Source organism: Rhizobium sp. BR 314 (genome assembly GCF_047445805.1).
Classification (GTDB): Bacteria; Pseudomonadota; Alphaproteobacteria; order Rhizobiales; family Rhizobiaceae; genus Rhizobium; species Rhizobium lusitanum_B.
Genome location: NZ_JARWLA010000039.1, coordinates 16,170 through 33,657, shown reverse-complemented (window position 1 = coordinate 33,657; position 17,488 = coordinate 16,170). Strand labels below are relative to the sequence as shown.

21 protein-coding genes and 1 pseudogene are annotated in these 17,488 nt (G+C 56.2%); 20 read left to right on the top strand and 2 right to left on the bottom strand.

Annotated elements, in window-relative coordinates; all coding sequences use genetic code 11:
- Nucleotides 1–30: 30 nt before the first annotated feature.
- Nucleotides 31–1,473: an RNA polymerase factor sigma-54 gene (gene rpoN, locus QD461_RS30950; RefSeq protein ID WP_004126070.1), complete on the top strand. Its 1,443-nt coding sequence runs from the start codon at nucleotides 31–33 to the stop codon at nucleotides 1,471–1,473.
- 45 nt (nucleotides 1,474–1,518) lie between these two features.
- On the opposite strand, the gene QD461_RS30945 is transcribed toward rpoN, so the two are convergent.
- Nucleotides 1,519–2,175 (bottom strand): nitrogen fixation protein NifQ, encoded by a 657-nt coding sequence (locus tag QD461_RS30945; RefSeq protein ID WP_004126068.1) that lies wholly within the window; start codon nucleotides 2,173–2,175, stop codon nucleotides 1,519–1,521.
- A gap of 484 nt (nucleotides 2,176–2,659) precedes the next feature.
- Between QD461_RS30945 and QD461_RS30940 the strand changes: the two genes are divergently transcribed.
- The 14 genes from QD461_RS30940 to QD461_RS30875 all read left to right on the top strand — a co-directional run bounded on the left by QD461_RS30940 (nucleotide 2,660) and on the right by QD461_RS30875 (nucleotide 14,697).
- On the top strand, nucleotides 2,660–2,980 hold the full coding sequence (locus tag QD461_RS30940; RefSeq protein WP_004126065.1) for an iron-sulfur cluster assembly accessory protein: 321 nt from the start codon (nucleotides 2,660–2,662) through the stop codon (nucleotides 2,978–2,980).
- Nucleotides 2,981–3,005: 25 nt separating this feature from the next.
- The gene (locus QD461_RS30935) at nucleotides 3,006–3,647 is read left to right on the top strand and encodes an iron-sulfur cluster assembly scaffold protein (protein ID WP_004126062.1); all 642 of its coding nucleotides are present in this window, start codon (nucleotides 3,006–3,008) and stop codon (nucleotides 3,645–3,647) included.
- Nucleotides 3,648–3,694: 47 nt separating this feature from the next.
- Nucleotides 3,695–4,921: a cysteine desulfurase NifS gene (nifS, locus tag QD461_RS30930; RefSeq protein WP_004126059.1), complete on the top strand. Its 1,227-nt coding sequence runs from the start codon at nucleotides 3,695–3,697 to the stop codon at nucleotides 4,919–4,921.
- A 195-nt stretch (nucleotides 4,922–5,116) separates the two neighbouring features.
- Nucleotides 5,117–5,500, top strand: coding sequence for a nitrogenase stabilizing/protective protein NifW (nifW, locus tag QD461_RS30925; RefSeq protein ID WP_004126055.1), 384 nt, complete (start codon nucleotides 5,117–5,119; stop codon nucleotides 5,498–5,500).
- A 181-nt stretch (nucleotides 5,501–5,681) separates the two neighbouring features.
- Nucleotides 5,682–6,533, top strand: a complete 852-nt coding sequence (locus QD461_RS30920; RefSeq protein ID WP_004126051.1) for an electron transfer flavoprotein subunit beta/FixA family protein — start codon at nucleotides 5,682–5,684, stop codon at nucleotides 6,531–6,533.
- 12 nt (nucleotides 6,534–6,545) lie between these two features.
- The gene (locus tag QD461_RS30915; RefSeq protein ID WP_004126048.1) at nucleotides 6,546–7,658 is read left to right on the top strand and encodes an electron transfer flavoprotein subunit alpha/FixB family protein; all 1,113 of its coding nucleotides are present in this window, start codon (nucleotides 6,546–6,548) and stop codon (nucleotides 7,656–7,658) included.
- A 12-nt stretch (nucleotides 7,659–7,670) separates the two neighbouring features.
- On the top strand, nucleotides 7,671–8,975 hold the full coding sequence (locus QD461_RS30910; protein ID WP_004126038.1) for an FAD-dependent oxidoreductase: 1,305 nt from the start codon (nucleotides 7,671–7,673) through the stop codon (nucleotides 8,973–8,975).
- A 12-nt stretch (nucleotides 8,976–8,987) separates the two neighbouring features.
- Nucleotides 8,988–9,287, top strand: a complete 300-nt coding sequence (locus QD461_RS30905; protein WP_004126035.1) for a ferredoxin family protein — start codon at nucleotides 8,988–8,990, stop codon at nucleotides 9,285–9,287.
- Nucleotides 9,288–9,463: 176 nt separating this feature from the next.
- Nucleotides 9,464–11,212, top strand: a complete 1,749-nt coding sequence (gene nifA, locus QD461_RS30900) for a nif-specific transcriptional activator NifA (protein ID WP_004126033.1) — start codon at nucleotides 9,464–9,466, stop codon at nucleotides 11,210–11,212.
- Between the two features lie 232 nt (nucleotides 11,213–11,444).
- Nucleotides 11,445–12,926, top strand: coding sequence for a nitrogenase cofactor biosynthesis protein NifB (gene nifB, locus QD461_RS30895; protein WP_004126030.1), 1,482 nt, complete (start codon nucleotides 11,445–11,447; stop codon nucleotides 12,924–12,926).
- Nucleotides 12,927–12,960: 34 nt separating this feature from the next.
- The gene (locus tag QD461_RS30890) at nucleotides 12,961–13,155 is read left to right on the top strand and encodes a 4Fe-4S binding protein (RefSeq protein ID WP_004126027.1); all 195 of its coding nucleotides are present in this window, start codon (nucleotides 12,961–12,963) and stop codon (nucleotides 13,153–13,155) included.
- 93 nt (nucleotides 13,156–13,248) lie between these two features.
- The gene (locus QD461_RS30885; protein WP_004126025.1) at nucleotides 13,249–13,572 is read left to right on the top strand and encodes a nitrogen fixation protein NifZ; all 324 of its coding nucleotides are present in this window, start codon (nucleotides 13,249–13,251) and stop codon (nucleotides 13,570–13,572) included.
- Nucleotides 13,569–13,781: a putative nitrogen fixation protein NifT gene (gene nifT / locus QD461_RS30880; protein ID WP_004126022.1), complete on the top strand. Its 213-nt coding sequence runs from the start codon at nucleotides 13,569–13,571 to the stop codon at nucleotides 13,779–13,781. Before QD461_RS30885 ends, nifT begins: the two co-directional genes overlap by 4 nt.
- 34 nt (nucleotides 13,782–13,815) lie before the next feature.
- Nucleotides 13,816–14,697, top strand: coding sequence for an SIR2 family NAD-dependent protein deacylase (locus QD461_RS30875; RefSeq protein ID WP_414090982.1), 882 nt, complete (start codon nucleotides 13,816–13,818; stop codon nucleotides 14,695–14,697).
- A gap of 198 nt (nucleotides 14,698–14,895) precedes the next feature.
- On the opposite strand, the gene QD461_RS30870 is transcribed toward QD461_RS30875, so the two are convergent.
- Nucleotides 14,896–15,024: a hypothetical protein gene (locus QD461_RS30870; protein WP_276307846.1), complete on the bottom strand. Its 129-nt coding sequence runs from the start codon at nucleotides 15,022–15,024 to the stop codon at nucleotides 14,896–14,898.
- Between the two features lie 289 nt (nucleotides 15,025–15,313).
- On the opposite strand from QD461_RS30870, the gene QD461_RS30865 reads away from it, so the two are divergent.
- From QD461_RS30865 to QD461_RS30845, 5 genes and pseudogenes are all read left to right on the top strand, one after another.
- A complete protein-coding gene (locus QD461_RS30865; protein WP_037136675.1) occupies nucleotides 15,314–15,613 on the top strand; it encodes a hypothetical protein in 300 nt (99 codons plus the stop codon).
- Between the two features lie 51 nt (nucleotides 15,614–15,664).
- Nucleotides 15,665–16,165, top strand: coding sequence for a hypothetical protein (locus QD461_RS30860; protein WP_240535519.1), 501 nt, complete (start codon nucleotides 15,665–15,667; stop codon nucleotides 16,163–16,165).
- 92 nt (nucleotides 16,166–16,257) lie between these two features.
- A complete protein-coding gene (locus tag QD461_RS30855) occupies nucleotides 16,258–16,482 on the top strand; it encodes a hypothetical protein (RefSeq protein WP_004126012.1) in 225 nt (74 codons plus the stop codon).
- Nucleotides 16,483–16,590: 108 nt separating this feature from the next.
- Complete coding sequence (locus QD461_RS30850) at nucleotides 16,591–16,920, top strand: hypothetical protein (protein ID WP_240535518.1); 330 nt, start codon at nucleotides 16,591–16,593, stop codon at nucleotides 16,918–16,920.
- Between the two features lie 250 nt (nucleotides 16,921–17,170).
- A pseudogene (locus tag QD461_RS30845) lies at nucleotides 17,171–17,381 on the top strand (CsbD family protein).
- Nucleotides 17,382–17,488: the final 107 nt, after the last annotated feature.

The following is a 17,488-nucleotide window of genomic DNA, read 5'->3' as shown; positions in this document are numbered from 1 at the left end:
ACCAAGATCGATAGGGGTTTCTCTCTTAGGATGCAGTATTTAGCAAACCTTCTCCAGCGCCAAAAGCAATCGCTGGTTATTACGCCTCAGCTCATCCAATCTATTCGCTTGCTGCAACTGGCGCATGGCGAACTGCATCAGTTCATCGAGCAGGAATTGGAGAAGAACCCGTTTCTAGAACTGGCTTCAAGTGACGGCATCGCCTCTGACGATGTCGTCTCGACCTCGGAGAACAGGCCCGATAGTGCCACACACGATGGCAAGGTTGATGCGCCGACAAGGCTCGAGGCTCCCGAGCCACTTGGAGAATGGAAATCAATTCGAAGTTCCGCCAACGCGTCGTCAGAGCACCCGCCGGGCTTCGAGGAGTTTGCTGCTTCTACTGAAACATTGCACGACGATGTCGCCCGGCAGATCGCCCTCACAGCATTCAGCTCACGAGATCGGCTGATTGCCGGTGCGCTTGCCAATCATCTGGAAAGCACTGGATATCTTCAGGTGCACCTATCAGAGCTGGCGGCAAGGCTGGGTGTCCACGAGGCTGACGTCGAGCGAGTCCTCGCGACCTTGCAGGATTTCGATCCACCTGGAATCTTTGCACGAACTCTTAGGGAATGCCTCGAGATACAGTTACGGCAGCAAGATCGGTTCGACCCTGCTATGGAAGCGCTGGTCGCAAATCTTGAGTTGGTTGCACAACGTGACTTTCGCGCATTGAAGCGGCGCTGCGGTGTCGACGACGACGACCTTCTCGACATGTTGCATGAGATCCGGACACTCGATCCGAGGCCCGGAAACCGGTTCCAATCGGGACGGCCGGAGGCCATCATACCGGACGTTCGAGTTCTGCCCTCGACCGCAGGCGGGTGGCAGATCGAACTCAATCCCGAGATGTTGCCCAAGGTGCTCATCAACCAAACCTATTTTGCCGAAGTCTCTCGTCTGACCGCGCATGATACCGGTGATCAGGCATTCCTCAACGAATGCTTCCAGAACGCGAACTGGTTGGTTCGCAGCCTCGATCAGCGGGCCAAGACGATCCTTAAGGTAGCAACTGAAATCGTCCGCCAGCAGGATGTCTTTCTGGAACGCGGCACTGCCTATCTTCGGCCTCTCAATCTTAAGACTGTCGCCGACGCGATCGAGATGCATGAGTCGACGGTGAGCCGTGTGACTTCGAACAAATACATGCTCACCCCTCGCGGCGTGTTCGAACTGAAGTATTTTTTCACGGTCGCGATTGCATCCTCGGAAGGCGGCGAGGCACACTCGGCCGAAGCGATCCGCCATCGCATCAGGGCAATGATCGCCGCGGAAACGGAGGACAGTGTGCTCTCCGACGACAATATGGTCGCCCAACTTCGGGAAAGCGGGATCGATATTGCGCGCCGCACCGTCGCAAAATACCGGGAAGCAATGAATATCCCCTCTTCCGTTCAACGTCGTCGAGAGATCCGTGCGGGATTTGTATAGGCGCCGACCAAGCGCTGACGATCTTGCACTGCTCGCGAAAGCGACTTAACGACGGGCTTCATCCGTTTCGGGGCCGAAGCACGCGTTAAAATCACTGCATTCCTGACAGCTGGGAGCGGCGCAGAGCGAGAAACCTTCAGCCTCGCAGAGCTTGCGGTAAAGGTACTTCTTCCACCTCATATTGTTGGTATTGCCTGCCGCTAGCGTCGGAAAATGCATGGCAAACAACCGACCAAGCTCGGCTCGGTCAAATAGACCAAGGTCCTGCCATAGATGGTCGTCGCGCAGGGCACGGCGGGCAATGATTTTAGCAAACCGGGCGCTGAATGGATCGTTTGGACGGGCATGCGAAAGTAGCAAGTCACGCAGGAGCTCTTCCTCCGTGCCGAGCTCTGGATCGCTCGCCTCTTCCGGAAAAAAGGCGTCGATGAGCTTGGCATGAAAACTTCGTGTCAGGATGTCCCGCAGCTCGGCGCGAGAAAGCCCGGTCGCCTCGGTCGCCGACGCCTGGCCAGCTTCAATCTCCTGAAGCGCTCGCGAAAAGACACAGGTAAGTACATAGTCGTCAAAGTCTATCTCCAAGCCCATTCGCAGCCATAGCCTGGCATTGGATGACTGTGAATGTCGCCACCGATCAGACATTAGTATCCTGGGACTGATGCTCTTTCCCTTTAAGATCTGGAATTGATGCTGATCTGACACGGCGCTTTTGCTCCTTCGTTTCATTGATCAAGGTCGCCTGCAGCTATAGCGGCCATGACGAGAAAGCTTCAAAAATTATGCCAGCCTGGCGATAAACAGCGTCGGCACAACTCTCCGGGAGTTTCTCAACAACGTGATGAGCGTGCAAATACAGATTGGCCAACGCAAAATGTCGGCTAATCGACAAACCAGACAATCGTTGTTGGTACCCAGGGCCTTTCCCGGTGCGCCTGCTACAAACCTTTTCCCAGCTACGATGACGGCAACGGCGTGAAAATGGCGCAGTGATGTCTTTGGCGGGCGTCCCCAAATCACGGGTGACTGCTCCTTTTTGATGTTGGACGTTCAGTGATGTCGGGCATTGTCGGGCATGCGCATGCATATTGCCAGCGGAAGATCCGACGCCTGCTCAATGCTTTTCTCTTTGGCACGGCACATGCAAGGTCATTTGCAAATTTCCCGACGACCAATGAGAACCATATTTATGATCACGCTCACAGAGAACGCCGTTGCCGCCATGAAGATTGCGCTCAGCCGAGCGGACGAGCCGGCCGAAGGCCTGCGCATCGCGGTCGAGACCGGCGGCTGCGCCGGGCTCAAATACCTGATGGGACCGGAGAGCGGCCCACGCGAGGGCGATGCGATCATCGAAACAGGCGGGATTACACTGTTCGTGGACGTAGGCTCTCAACCACACGTCAACGGCATGACGGTGGACTTCGTTACACGGCTGGAGTCCTCAGGATTTGTCTTCGACAACCCCAACGCGGCAGAGATGTGCGCTTGTGGCAAGTCCTTTGCCTGACCATCCGGGGTTGGTGTGAAAAGTCATGCGGAAGTATCGCGGCAAGCTCAAGACATCATTTTGCGATCACAAGGGCGCCCGCATTCTGCAAACAGCCAAATCTGAAAACAAGGTCGCATCTGGGGATGCGGTTGAATTAATGATGGGATTCGATCGGCCGACGGAAGCGATCAGTGCCGCAACACTGCAGTCGCTCCGAACCCGTTTCGCGATCGCCTGCTCGTCCGAGTTCATCGAATTTATTGTGGGCAAGAGCGCCTATGAAGCCATTCGAAACATCAATTGCGACTTAACGTATGTTGTCGACCGGCCGCCATCCACCTCGCCGTCGCCGTTTGCCTCATGTGTGGCGCAAAGTCGCGCGATCCGGTCACATGCTTCACAGCTGTCGAAGAAGCGACTGTTACGGTCCCTGCGGCGCTGTTCATTGAAGGCCTCGTTAGGTCAGAGACGAGTTTGTCGGCAGGCACAAAGGAAGGCAGCGTACTCGAGGTCCAAGAAATATCTTTGTAACCGACGGGGTTTTTCGGCGGCATGTCGCCGCGGATCGAGGATGCTTGGAGCTCGCCTGAACAAAGTTCACCGGAGCCTGAAATTGCCAGATAACGTTCCTGCAGCCAATTCGACCAATCGAACGCTGCGGCGATTGTTCTTGCCCGAGCAGTGAACGACGGAGCCTACCCGAGGTCACTCCGCCAACTGAGGATCGCTTCCATGAGATCTGTCTATCTCGACAACAATGCAACGACGCGAGTTGATCCTGAAGTCGTACAAGCGATGTTGCCGTTCTTTACTGATCAATTTGCCAATCCTTCGTCCAGTCACAGTTTTGGTGCCTCGGCAAGTGCCGCGATAATGACCGCGCGCAAACGATTGCAAGCTTTGATCGGTGCAGAGTTCGAGCATGAGATCGTCTTTACCTCCGGCGGCACGGAAAGCGATAATGCAGCGATCCTGTCAGCGCTCGAAATCATGCCCGATCGCACACAGATCGTGACGTCCGCAGTCGAGCATCCGGCCGTGCTAACGCTCTGCGCGCACCTTGAGAGGACGCGTGGCATAAAGGTGCACAGGATTCCAGTCGATCGGCATGGTCGCCTCGACCTGCGCACATACCGGGCTGCCCTCACCCCACATGTTGCACTCGTCTCGATCATGTGGGCAAACAATGAAACGGGCGCGATTTTTCCTGTCGCTGACCTCGCTAAGTTGGCCAAGGAAGTTGGCGCTTTTTTCCATACAGACGCAGTGCAGGCGGTCGGCAAGCTGCCGATGGACCTGAAATCGAGTGCGATCGACATGTTGTCGCTCTCGGGCCACAAGCTGCACGGACCCAAAGGGATTGGTGCGCTTTGGGTAAAGCGCGGCGTGCGCTTCGATCCGATGATCAAGGGGGGACATCAGGAGCGCGACCGGCGCGCCGGCACGGAAAATACCGCTGGCATCGTCGGGCTCGGCAAGGCCGCTGAACTTGCGTCGAGCTTCATGAAGGAAGAGAACGGACGAGTAAGATCGCTGCGAGATCGCCTGGAAAGAGGGCTTCTGCAGCGCATCCCAGATGCGTTCGTCACCGGCGATAAGCAAAAGCGGTTGCCGAACACCTCCAACATCGCCTTCGACCAAGTCGACGGTGATGGCTTACTGCTTCTCCTCGACCGCTATGGCATCGCCTGTTCTTCCGGCTCGGCTTGCACTTCTCAGTCGCCGCAGCCGAGCCATGTCCTGACCGCGATGAACATTCCCGATATCTCGAGCCACGGGGTCATTCGCTTCTCCCTGTCGCGTGATAATTGCGAGGAGGATATAGATCGCGTGCTCGATGTCTTACCCGGAATCGTCGGCAGTTTACGAGATGGTTCTTCGTTTAAGCCGACGCCGGCAAAGCGGCGAAGACCTTTGGCTTTTATGAAGCCTACGGAGACGGACGGAAACACCTCATGAAGCGGTTCACTTTCTGAAGACTCGATCTGGCTTGACGGAACCAGGCGATGTTCGTCGCTGTTGCGAGGCAGAAGAGCTCGGACTGGCAAAGCCACTTGTAGCCGTAAGAGCGAGCACTTTTCCTGCGGGGCTTTCGCGACCGCGGGTCATCGCACCGGAGCACCACAGAGCATCGTTCCAAACGGGGAGAATGTTATGAACAGTTTTTGCAACGCCAGTCGAACCAGCGATACGGCCGAAATCCTCGCGCGGTTGAAAAATCTGTCTGCCGCGGAGGAGTTTTTCGCGCTGCTTGACGTCGCCTATGATCCGAAGGTGCTTGACGTCTCGCGGCTTCACATCATGAAGCGGATGGGACAATACCTCGCCGAAGAGGATTTCGCCGATCTCCCGGAACAGGTGATTGCTGCCAGAGCACGCGCCATGCTTGAACGCGCCTACGAAGATTTTGCGACGTCCTCGCCACTTGCGCACCGGGTCTTCAAGGTGCTCAACGATCACAATCCGGCCAAGCCTGCCCAACCGGGTCACACGTTCGTGCCATTCGATTCTATCTTGAAGCGTTTCGGCAGGGAGTGAATGCGACATGGTTCCGGCTTGAACGATGTCGCGAAGCCGACAATGGCGAGTCCAGTGTCGGCACCTCAGCATAAATCATTGAAATTTCAAAGGGATGCCACATTCAAAAACCTTGGCACAGATAGTGCTTTAGAGGACACGAAGCGCCAAACCCGCCATTTAACAGCAGCTAGGAGACCACATGCACGTCGTAGTCTGTATCAAGCAGGTGCCGGACTCCGCACAGATTCGCGTCCATCCTGTAACGAACACGATCATGCGCCAGGGTGTGCCGACCATCATAAATCCTTACGATCTATTCGCCCTTGAAGAAGCACTGCGGTTGCGTGACGTGCATGGCGGCGAGGTCACCGTGCTCACGATGGGGCCGCCCATGGCAGAGGATTCGTTGCGCAAGGCGCTCACTTACGGTGCGGATCGGGCGGTATTGTTGACCGACCGCTATTTTGCGGGATCCGATACCCTGGCGACTTCCTTTGCTTTGTCGCAGGCGATTGCAAAAATCGGCGAGACCTTCGGCGCCCCCGACATCGTTTTCACGGGCAAGCAGACCATCGACGGCGACACTGCCCAAGTCGGGCCGGGCATTGCTAAGCGCCTCGACCTCCTGCAACTCACTTACGTTTCGAAGATTTGCTCCCTCGATCTTGATGCACGCGAAATTAAGGTCGACCGCCGTTCGGAAGGCGGTACCCAGATGCTGCATGGCAGGCTTCCCTGCCTCATCACTATGCTGGAAGGCACCAACGAAATCCGCCGCGGCTCGCTTGATGACGCGCTACGTGCCGCACGCAGTCAGATCGTAAAATGGAGCGCGGGCGACGCCGGCATCGAGGACCTCAGCAAGTGTGGACTGCGTGGTTCGCCGACGGTCGTCAAACGCGTCTTTGCCCCGACAGTAAGGACGGAAAAGGCAGAGCAAATCACCACCACCGATAAGGCGCTCGGCGATCTTGCTGATGAGTTGATTGTCGAAATCTTCGCCCGTCAGCCGGCGCTCGAACACGAACTCGCCTTCGACGCCAGCGCATAACGGCAAGGAGCCATGACGTTGACCGCAAATCAAGAAATACCGCGCCCAGCCGTCGGCCGCGCGGGAATGAAGAAAGAACTGCCCGATCATTTCAAAGACTACCGCCATGTTTGGGTCTTCATCGAAGTGGAGCGCGGAAATGTCCATCCCGTCTCCTTCGAACTGCTGGGAGAAGGCCGCAAGCTGGCGGACAAGCTTGGCGTCAAACTCGCAGGTGTCGTGCTCGGACCTCCGGGGGACGCCACGCAGCTGGCCATCGCAGAGGCGTTTGCCTATGGCGCCGACGTTGCGTATCTGGTGGAGAACCCCCTGCTCGAAGACTATAGGAACGAGCCCTTCACCAAAGCTCTGACAAATCTCGTCGCCACTTACCAACCCGAGATCCTGCTTCTCGGTGCGACGACGCTTGGTCGCGACCTTGCCGGTTCCGTGGCGACGACCTTGTTGACGGGGCTCACCGCGGACTGCACCGAACTCGATGTGGATGCGGACGGTTCGCTTGCCGCAACGCGGCCGACTTTCGGCGGCTCTCTACTATGCACAATCTACACGCTCAACTGCAGACCGCAGATGGCGACAGTGCGGCCAAGGGTCATGGCGATGCCGCAGCGCACGAACAAGCCTATCGGCTGCGTCATTCAGCATGGGGTCCTGATGGTCGAGGAGGAGATCGTCACCAAAGTCCTCGGGTTCATTTCCGACGTGCAATCGACAAATTCCAATCTCGCCTATGCCGATGTGGTGGTGGGCGGCGGCCTCGGTCTTGGAACATCGGAGAACCTGAAGCTGGCGAAGAATCTCGCGCGGGTAATTGGAGCCGAATACGGCTGTTCACGGCCGCTGGTCCAGAAAGGCTGGATGCCGGCTGATCGGCAGATCGGGCAAACGGGTAAGACTATCCGGCCGAAGCTCTATATAGCGGCCGGGATTTCCGGCGCCATTCAGCACCGGGTTGGCGTCGAGGGCGCTGATCTCATTGTGGCGATCAACACCGATCCGAACGCGCCGATTTTCGACTTCGCCCACGTTGGCGTCGTGACGGATGCGATCCGCTTCTTGCCGGCCCTCACTGATGTTTTCACCCAACGGCTGTCGCCGCACAGTCGCGATAAGCTTGCGAATTAGGGGGCACGGGTTATGAGCGGGGAAAAGTTTGACGCCATCGTGATTGGCGCGGGCATGGCCGGGAATGCGGCTGCTTACACCATGGCGAGCCGTGGCTTGAAAGTCCTGCAATTGGAGCGTGGCGAGTATCCGGGCTCAAAGAACGTCCAGGGCGCAATCATGTACGCGAACATGCTGGAGAAAATCATCCCGAATTTTCGAGATGATGCGCCTCTTGAGCGGCATCTCGTCGAGCAGCGCTTCTGGATGATGGATGACACATCCCACGTTGGGATCCAATACCGATCGGATGATTTCAACGAGTCGACGCCAGAGCGCTATACAATCATTCGCGCTCAGTTCGACCGTTGGTTTTCGCGTAAGGTGCGTGAGGCGGGAGCGACAGTCCTTTGCGAGACGACGGCGACAGAACTTGCCCAGGAAGGGGGCAAGGTGATCGGCGTGCGCACTGACCGTACTGGCGATGTCATACTTGCGGACACGGTCGTTCTTGCGGAAGGCGCCAATGGGTTGCTCGGCGCCCGGGCCGGTTTGCGTCAGACGCCGACTTCGGAGAGCGTGGCTCTCGCTGTCAAGGAAATACATTTTCTGCCAGAAGACGTGATCGATCAGCGCTTCGGTCTTCATGGCAACGAGGGTTGTGTGATCGAGGCGGCCGGCACCATCTCCCGCGGCATGGCCGGGCTCGCCTTCCTTTATACCAATAAGGAGTCGATCTCTCTTGGCATCGGTTGCCTCGTCTCCGACTTCGCCGCAACGTGCGAAAGCCCTTACGAGTTGCTCGAAGCGTTCAAGAACCATCCGTCGATCAAACATCTGATCGCGGATTCGGAAGTCAAGGAATATGCAGCTCATCTCATTCCCGAAGGTGGGTACAAGGCAATTCCCGCGCTCTTCGGCGATGGCTGGGTCGTTGTCGGCGACGCAGCACAGCTCAACAATGCCGTTCACCGCGAAGGTTCCAATCTCGCCATGACGTCAGGTCGCATCGCCGGGGAGGCTATTTTCGAGGTCAAGAGCCGCGGAGGTCGAATGACCAAAAGAAACCTCGCACTATACAAGACGATGCTGGACGATTCCTTTGTCATTAAAGATCTTAGGAAATACAAAGACATGCCGGCCCTACTTCATACCAATTCCCGCAATTTCTTCATGACATACCCGAAGTTGATGTCTGAAGCTTCGAAAAATTTCATGCGTGTCGATGGTACGCCGAAGATCGAAAATGAAAGGGCGACAACGGCCGCTTTCATAAAGGCGCGTTCGCGCTGGGGGCTGGTCAGCGACGCGGTGCGTCTGGCATTGGCTTGGCGTTGAAGGAGAAATAGGATGACCGTTGCAGTGACGAAGTTGCGTGTTGAGGACAAGCTTTTCCAGAATCGCTATCTGGTTGATCAGGGACGCCCGCACATTAAGGTGCGGCCGCACGAGCATCCGAGTGCAAACCTTTTGGCGCTAACACGCATCTGCCCGGCAAAATGCTATGAACTGAATGACAAAGGCCAAGTGGAGATTGCCGCCGACGGCTGCATGGAGTGCGGCACATGCAGGGTGCTGTGTGAGGCAAGTGGGGACATCACGTGGAACTATCCACGAGGCGGCTTTGGTGTTCTCTTCAAGTTCGGGTGAACAATTTATTGTTAAACTTTTGAAAAACACATTATGTCGTCACAGCCAGGCGCTGCATCAATTTTGACAGGAACCAGCTTGCAATTTCAGAAACTACCATTAGAGTTTCCGCTTATACAAATAAGCACAAACAGTGGTTGGAATGGGGGCATTCTACACAGCTAGGGGTGTTGAAAATGACCCGCATTCTACGCGATTGCGTCGATGAAGTTGGACCTTTGCCCGGGGTATCCAGCAAAACGCCTGAAGTCGGAATCTCCTGCAGCGGGATCTACGAAATATCGAAGCTCCTAACGGCCGCTGCCCCGCTGGAGATCACGCTTGTCAAGGTCGCCAATATCCTCCCCACGTTTTTGCGAATGCGTCATGGGGCAATCGTTATATGGGCGAGCGAAGGGGAGCCGGAAATTACCGCGTCGGCCGGCGTCGCCGATTCTCGTCAATCCGGCGCACGCCACACCATCCCACCGGCTGCAATGGATCAGATCGTGACGACCGGACAGCCGCTGGTGATAAGGGAGACCAGTAAATCCGAACTTTTTCGGGCTGACCCTCAGCCGTCTTTGAGCAGCGACACGATCCCCATCACATTTATCGGGGTTCCTTTGAGGGCTGCGCACAAACTGGTCGGGACGTTATGGATCGACCGCTTCAGGGACAGCGCCACTGAACTGCGTCACAACGAGGATATTCGCTTCCTTACCATGGTCGCCGATCTTATCGGCCAGACGATCGCGTTCCACCGAGCCCTGAGCACGTCCGGTCCGCAAATCATCCAGCTGCACCGGAAATCCGCCGAAGGGGGACGGAATGATCCGAGCCAAAACTCAAGAGCCAAAGTCGACTGGATCGTCGGAGAAAGCCCTGCAGTCAGGCGGGTGTTGGAAATCGTCTCTGCGGTGGCTATGACGAATACCACAGTGCTTCTGCGGGGTGAAAGCGGCACTGGCAAGGAATTTTTCGCACAGGCCATTCATGAGCTTTCCCCTCGCCGCAAGAAGTCTTTTGTCAAATTGAACTGCGCCGCACTGCCTGAAGGTGTCCTGGAATCGGAACTCTTCGGACATGAAAAGGGCGCTTTCACCGGTGCTGTATCGCAGCGCGCGGGGCGTTTCGAATTGGCAAATGGCGGAACGCTGCTCCTTGATGAAATTGGCGAAATTTCGCCTGCCTTTCAAGCCAAGCTTTTGCGCGTGCTGCAGGAAGGCGAGCTGGAGCGGGTTGGCGGAACCAAGACCCTCAAAGTCGACATCAGACTCGTATGCGCAACCAACAAGGACCTCGAGGCGGCTGTTGCAAATGGCGAGTTCAGAGCCGACCTTTACTATCGCATCAATGTCGTGCCGATCGTCTTGCCACCACTCAGAGAGCGGCCCGGAGACATTTCGCGCCTTTCAAAAGTCTTTCTCGACCGTTTCAACCGGGAGAACAATCGCGAGCACGCCTTCACGGCGCAGGCGCTAGACCTGATTTCGCAATGCTATTTTCCTGGGAACGTCCGCGAGCTGGAAAATTGCGTGCGTAGGACGGCGACGTTGGCGCGCTCGAAGACGATCGTTCCCTCGGATTTTGCGTGCCAGAACAACCAATGTCTTTCGGCTCGTCTTTGGAAAGGCGACGGCGGCGGCCGCGAGGGTAAGCCTATCGATGAGCTCACTCGGGGTGGAACAACGCCGGCAGTATCGCCGCTCTCTACCCAACCAGGCAGCGTCTCGCATCCCGAGGTAGCGCCCTTCAAGGCCTGCGACCCCAATGGTCCGGCTTGCCCAGCCCTATCACCGCGCCTCACAGAGCGGGACCGGCTGATCGAGGCAATGGAGAAAGTCGGATGGGTTCAGGCCAAAGCGGCTCGTATGCTCGGCCTCACGCCCCGTCAGGTCGGCTATGCTCTGCGCCGGCACAATATCGAGATGAAAAAGTTCTAAGCCTATGTCGTTCGTCAGGTCGGAAATGCGCTCTCGGCACTCTACGTGACAGAGGCGCGTCGCATTCGCGACGAGATCCATGTGCCGATTGTCATGAACGAACGAAATCGTGCGGGAGCAAGTGTATGCAATCCAACGCGAAACACTAAAACGCCGGACATAAGACAATCCCGGGCCCTGGCATAGGTCTTGCAGTTTGAACTGCAATCTTCACCAGCAACGGAATTGCTAGATGACCGCATCGATGATTTCGCTTGATCGCTCGGCCAGCGCCAAAACGTCCGACAATAGGCTGACCAATGCGAAGTCCGACAGCTGCAAATCCTCATCCTGCGGCTCAACCGCAAAACCGGATGACATGGATCCAGCGACATGGGAGAAGATAAAGGATCATCCCTGCTACTCGGAAGAAGCACACCACTATTTCGCGCGCATGCACGTCGCCGTCGCACCGGCTTGCAATATCCAGTGCAACTACTGCAATCGGAAATATGACTGCGCAAACGAAAGCCGGCCCGGTGTCGTCTCGGAAAAGCTGACGCCAGAGCAGGCGCTGCGCAAAGTTATTTCGGTCGCCAACGAAGTGCCGCAGCTTTCGGTCGTCGGAATCGCCGGTCCGGGCGATGCCTGTTACGACTGGAGGAGAACCAAGGCGACCTTCGAAAAAGTTGCCGCGGAAATTCCCGACGTCAAGCTGTGTATCTCCACCAACGGGCTAGCATTGCCAGATCATGTCGATGAGCTTGCACGCATGAATGTCGATCACGTGACCATCACAATCAACATGGTCGACCCGCAAATCGGCGCAAAGATATATCCCTGGGTCTTTTACAATCACCGGCGCTACACCGGCATCGAAGCCGCCGAAATCCTGCACAAGCGACAGATGTTGGGTTTGGAAATGCTGGCGGCGCGGGGCATCCTCGTCAAGGTCAATTCGGTCATGATACCCGGGGTCAATGACGAGCACCTGATCGAGGTGAACAGATGGGTGAAAGAGCGCGGCGCGTTCTTGCATAATGTGATGCCCCTGATTTCGGACCCAGCGCACGGCACTTACTATGGCCTGACCGGACAGCGCGCTCCGCGGGCAATCGAATTGAAGGCGCTTCAAGGTCGTCTCGAAAAAGGCGCCAAGCTGATGCGTCATTGTCGGCAATGCCGGGCCGATGCCGTCGGTCTGCTCGGCGAGGATCGTGGCAAAGAATTCACGCTCGACCACATTCCCGATGCAGTCTCGTACGACGAGCGCAATCGCGAGGCATACCGGGAAGTAGTGGCGCGGGAGAGAGGCAATCACGCAGCAGCCAAGAGCGAGGCGATCGAAATGGTCAAAGCAGCCGGCCCCGACGGGTCGCTTCACGTCGCGGTGGCGACCAAGGGCGGCGGCCGCATAAACGAACATTTCGGCCATGCGAAAGAGTTCCAGATTTATGAAGCCTCTCCGAGAGGAATCGCCTTCGTGGGGCATCGCAAGGTCGAGCAATATTGCCGCGGCGGTTGGGGTGACGACGCTACACTCGACGGTGTGATAGTTGCGCTCGAGGGGATCGACATCGTGCTCTGCGCAAAGATCGGAGATTGCCCTAAAAAGCGGTTGGCGGACGCGGGCATTCGAGCAGTGGACTCTTATACCTATGAGTACATCGAAACCGCCATCAGCATGGTTTATGCCACCGAGTTTGGAGTCGACCTGCTGACAGGGACGGCGTGAATTTTTTTTAGTTTAACCTCCTCAGGAGTTGAAAATGGCCTTCAAGATCATCGCATCCCAATGCACCCAGTGCGGAGCCTGCGAGTTCGAATGTCCATCAGGTGCGATAGAACTGAAGGGCGAGAACTACGTGATCGATCCGAAGAAGTGCACAGAATGCGAGGGAGCTTTCGAGACGCAGCAATGCGCATCGGTATGTCCGGTACCGAAGACCTGCGTTCCAGCCTGATCGCCTGTTCGCTGGCCGCCGAAGGCAATATCTCGTCCAAAGGTTTGACCTCCGCGGTTAAGCCGAGCAGTCTCAAGAAAGTGAGGCACCACCGTGGGCATAGGACGCGAACAAGAAGTGGAAATCGGCTGTTCACCGCAATTTCTACCAGGCGAGCGGGTTCGTGCCACGCGCCACATAAAGAATGACGGCACCTATCCCGGCAAAGACGTTGGCGAAAACCTGGTGCGAAAGGGCGATGAGGGTTATGTGCGCGACATCGGCACCTTTCTCCAGCAGTTCTATATCTATGCGGTCGAATGGGTGGATCGCGGCACCATCGTCGGCATGCGCGCGCGTGAACTGACGAGCCTCGACAAAGCCGCAGCAAGCATTGCCGAAACGACTACCAGCGCCAGGGAAGGAATAGCCCCGTGAAAGTGATGATCCGCAGAACCGGAACCGGCTTATCGGCATATGTTTCCAAGAAGGATCTCGAAGAGCCGATCATTGCTATGGAAAATGAAAATCTATGGGGCGGCTGCGTGCTGCTTAGGAATGGATGGAGGCTAGCCCTGCCCGATCTGCCAAAGGACACGCGCCTGCCCATTACGGTCGAGGCAAAGAAGATATCTGAGGAGGACTAAACGCTGCTAACGAACGACAAAAAGCGACAGCGGCATGCCCGTGCTTCCTAAATCCGATCATCTTTTGGTCTGCCGGGGCGATTACGCCGAAAAGCAACTTTATTTGCTGAAGGAAGCGCTCGCCGCAGACGCAATAATCCCATATCTCGGTCCCGGGCTTCTCCGGCAAAGTTCGGCGGCACCGCCTGTACCTGATGGTCCAGAAGGCGTTGCAGCAGCTCTTAACACACGGGCGACAGCACCTTCCAAGATACGCAGCAACATGTGGTCGGTCGCACAGTTTATCGAGCAGCGCAGGCATMGTCGGACGCTTCAAGCCTGGATGGCGGAGATATTCGCCTCATCCGCGCCGCTGACCGGCCTCCATGCCTGGCTTGCAACGCTGCCACTCTCGCTCATCATCGACAGCTGGTACGACGGGACGATGCGCGCGGCTCTCGTGGCGAATGGCCGAACAGACGTGGTCGAGATACAAGGCGTTACGCGGGCAAATGAGAACCGCGATATATGGACGAGAACCTACGATTTGTCCGGAAAGGAACTCAGGCCCGGTCCGGCAGCAAAAACGGTGTTGTATACGCCTCATGGAAGCGTTCGGCCCGCTGCTAATTTTCTCGTGTCAGATGCGGACTATGTCGAAGTTCTGACAGAGATCGATATCCAGACGCCGATCCCCGAAGCCGTCAAAGCACGGCGCACCAACCGCGGCTTTTTCTTTCTGGGCTGCCGCTTCGACGATCAGATGTTGCGCATCTTTGCCCGCCAGATCATGAAGCGCTCCAACGGCCCACACTTCGCTGTGATTGATGCCAAAACCATGACCAAGAACGAACGCCGCTTCTGCACGGAATGCGGCATCACCCTGATTGACCTGCCGATTGGTGAAGTTGCGGCTGCTCTTGTCAATCCGGCATAGCCGCAAGCGTGAGCCAGGGAGCGCTTCGCAGCGGCACCGATCGCTTGCTCAAACTGAGAGCGAGTGACGAAGAGCGTGATTTATGGGCACGAGAGACTGCACCATCATTGTTGGGACGACGGCTAGAATCCCCAAAATCAACATCCCGACAACCGTCTTGGCCAGGCCCGAGCGTTAGGTCAGGCGGGGGCTTAATCGCTACACGAAGAACTTACAGCAAAGCGCAATGGCAAAAACCCCAAACGGCCATGCAATGACTAGCATGGCGCTGGCCCACTCCTGCTCGACGGGCGGCAGATTTTCTTTGTCGTTTGCCGCTGATTTCATGGTCCCCTCCACGATTAAGCTCAAATCCTATCAGGCATTTTAGCCTTGTCGCATCAAAGATGATGTCAGCGCGTCACACGGCCGGCATCTCCTAAATCACCTCCATCATTCCACCTTTCCGGGCCCGCCTTGCGTGGGCTTTTATGGGTGCGGCGACGATATCGTTAGCCGTCTGGAGGCCCGCGGTTTCGTCCCCAGAGATTGTATCGACAATATCGAATATTTTTGGATTACCGAACACGGTCTCGAAGCATATAAGGCTACAGCCACATCCCTCGGAGACGCCCAAATGATCGACGAGACGAGAGAATACCTACTGGATCACCGCGGCAAGCTGTTGTTCCAGATCGAGCGGGCGAAGCACCACCTTGCCGGTCTTGAAGCTGACGAGATCAAGATTATCAACAGCAGGGCGTCCCTGCCGGCGGCCGATATCGCCAGTATCACCGGGGACTTGGCCGAGCACCTGAGAAGCGAGATCGAGGCGCTCTGTTGGGCGATCGACCACATTGACCATGAGCTGGAATATCTGCACGGCGACGATGAATTTGAGCCGTTCACAGGGCGCCACGCTCGCACGCATAGTTGACTCGACTCTTAGATCATTCCCGATAATCATTGCGGTAATTGGGGGATTGCTATGCATCACGCCGTCGTCGTTGCCGCACTGTCGCTCATCATGGTCCCTTCTGCCTTTGCGGCCAGCGACAACGATCTGACGCTCGCGATAACCATGAGCAAAGGAAATCCACCGTCTTTTAACGGGATAACCAACCTGGTGGACGGCACATTGATCTCATTCACAGTCAGGGGTGATTTGCCAGGTTGCATCCAGCGATGTGGCTACGAGGGCGATGCCAGGACGGAAGGTGGCCGGTTCCATGTGGAGATCATCTCAGATCGATACCTTGAAGACGATAGCTATACCATTGATGTGGTCACAACTGATCAAAGCCGTCGCCTCAAGTTTCCGACGTTGGACCCGACCGACAACAACCACATGATTAGATGGACAGCTCGCCTCGAGGTCGACGCCGACGAGTCCAAGATTGTGCCCGGAACGGCTCGGCTTCTTCCATTCTTATACGATGCCAAATACTTGCGAGATGAATCCGATCACGGACATCAACCAACCCAATGAACTGCGCGCAATATTAGCGCAACTTCACCGCAACGCCTCGTGGTCAGGAACCTTTGCTGCAGCTAAAGGTTACGTCCCAGAGGAGTACTCAGATGAGCAACGACATCAACAAGCGTGCCCCAGATCTCAGAACGACACCGGTACGTCGCCAACCTTGGATGCCATGGGTTGTCATTCTCGGGATTATTGTAGTCGCAGCTCTCGCCTGGGCTTTCTGGCCCCACACCAGCACGACAAATCCCAACGCCCCAGCCCAGACGACAACGACACAGCCGACCACCACAACGCCGCCCGCGAAAACGCCCGCTCAGCAGTAAAGTGGCGGCGCCGAGAAGATGCTCAAAGAAATGATGCCTCAGGTTGCGAGAATGTTGCCTGGAGTGTAAACGTGCGTTGTATACTCATGCACGATCGGAGAGCAGCGGATGGTTTCGGATTCTCCCGAGATGGGGTCACCGGTATCCAGCCCGGCGGAGCGGCATGATGAGGATGGTTCGACGTTTTCCCAATATATTCGAAACCATGAGGCAATCTTTGGTCTGCGTGACCTAGAGATTTGTCAGCTTGCTTTCGAGCAGATTTTCTCAAGATTGAACCTAATGAAAGATGTAAATGAAGCCCAGCGACTGGCACCAATCGTTGTCACTCTTTATAAGCAAGGCATTCATGACGAACGCCACCTCGCCAGACTTGCTGGTGCATGGCCACTTTTAGCGAACCCCTTCTTGGTAAAATACTTTGCCATTGATCCGTAGTCGGACGATTGGGGCAAGAAGCCCTTGATTATGAAATTTCCAGATAGCGAAGCGATAGGAAGCATTGGCAGAATCTATCGTTCAGGGCTTGATTCCACTTCTGCATGCTTGAAAAAAAGCGGAGGCCTAACCCCAGCTTCCGCGCGCTCGCTTTGCCCAGCTTCGCGCGGCGGCCCCTCCAACTATTTGGCGAACAAAGATAGCCGATCTACATTACCGCTGCAGGGACAACCCTTACGATGAGAACATCATGGATGGGAATAGAGTTGAAGGAAATTGGAAGCAGATCAAGGGCAAGGTGAAAGAGCAGTGGGGACAGCTCACGGATGACGACCTTGGATCTAATCGACGGACGCCGAGATCAGCTCGAAGGCAAGATCCAAGAACAACGCTACGGCTTGGAAAAAGATCGGGCGCGGCGCGACATCGACGATTGGTACAATCGACAGACCTGGGAGTAACAGGCCGCGTTGTACCATCGGACTGCATGACAACGGTATTTCGTACAGCAATGCCCAAGCACACCCACAAAAAGCCCCTATCCGAATAGGGATAGGGGCAGAGTTTC